We start from the raw sequence: 1,259 nt of genomic DNA, 5'->3' as shown, positions 1-1,259 counted from the left end.
ATTGCAAAAGTGCATATTCTAAAAGCGGACATTTTTACTTTGGAGAAACCGGACATTTCTATTTTGGAGTTACATTTAAATTTCGTATAACGTGTATTATGTTAATTTTAAAAATCTTTGAAGCAGATGATTGAGTATCTTAGTTTTGACCTCTAATCAGGTTAGATCATATGTAATATAAGTATCTAAAAGTTAGGAGAACTCATGAATAATAACTACTCAAAACCTATAATAATTTATTGGATAAAAATATTGTGATCAGATACACAAAGTATATTAGGTCACAGCAACATTAAATAGTGATCCGATCCAAGCACTGAATAACATTGCGACAATTCCCCAAATCATAACCCGAACAGAACCTCTCCAGATACTTACACCGCCAGCATAACTCGCCAATGCTCCCATAATTCCGAGAGTTAAAACTCCAATCAGCATGACACCTTTATCTAAATATTGTTCAGGCAGAAGCATCATTGAAATTAAAGGAAATAATGAACCTACAGAAAATGCGAGGGCTGAAGAAGATGCCGCTAGAAATGGCTTGGCAGAGGTATGAACTGAAATGCCAATTTCATCACGAGCATGTGCATCTAAAGAATTATGCATAGTTAGTTGTTTAGCGACATCTTCAGCTAAAGTTGGTTCTAAACCACGTTGTATATAAATATTTTTTAGTTCCTGCAGTTCATGTTCAGGATGGAGTTTTAACTCACGTGCCTCCATTTTCAGATCATTTTTTTCAATATCTTGTTGTGATTTAACGGAAATATATTCACCTGCAGCCATTGAAGCCGCCCCAGAAATTAATCCCGCAACACATGTTACTAATAATGTTTGAGAAGAAGCACCACTGGCTGCTATTCCGACTACTAGGCTTGTTACAGAAATAATCCCATCATTAGCCCCTAGTACAGCCGCACGTAGCCACCCTGACCGTTCAATATAATGTTTTTCGATATGATAAGAATGGCGCACAATATAGTCCCTTGCTGTTATCAGAATGATTATAGTAAATATTTTATCTGTAAACCTTAATTGAGCTAGACAATAGAGAATATAAGTCACTACTGATGCATATCCATTACATTTAAAATAACCTTGTTTAATAATGGGTGTTATACGTATTAAAAAAACCGACTCCAATGTTCAGGCTTCGTATAATCCGTATTAAGCTAATTGTAACGTGAATTCGGCTTAAGCAGATTTTAATTCAATAGGTTTTAAAATCTGCTGAATTCCTGAATTATATCCATTCA

Annotated in this window: 1 protein-coding gene; it reads right to left on the bottom strand. The window is 34.9% G+C overall.

Features of this window, described 5'->3' with window-relative positions; genetic code table 11:
* Positions 1 to 276 precede the first annotated feature (276 nt).
* Positions 277 to 978 carry a VIT1/CCC1 transporter family protein gene (locus tag HX129_RS17670; protein WP_002058850.1) on the bottom strand — a complete coding sequence of 234 codons (702 nt, stop codon included), beginning with the start codon at positions 976 to 978 and terminating at the stop codon, positions 277 to 279.
* Between the last annotated feature and the right edge of the window lie 281 nt (positions 979 to 1,259).

This window comes from Acinetobacter sp. 251-1 (assembly GCF_030329305.1).
GTDB classification, from domain to species: Bacteria; Pseudomonadota; Gammaproteobacteria; order Pseudomonadales; family Moraxellaceae; genus Acinetobacter; species Acinetobacter piscicola_A.
Note: the sequence above shows the minus strand (reverse complement) of the source record. Positions and strands in the feature narration are given on the sequence as shown.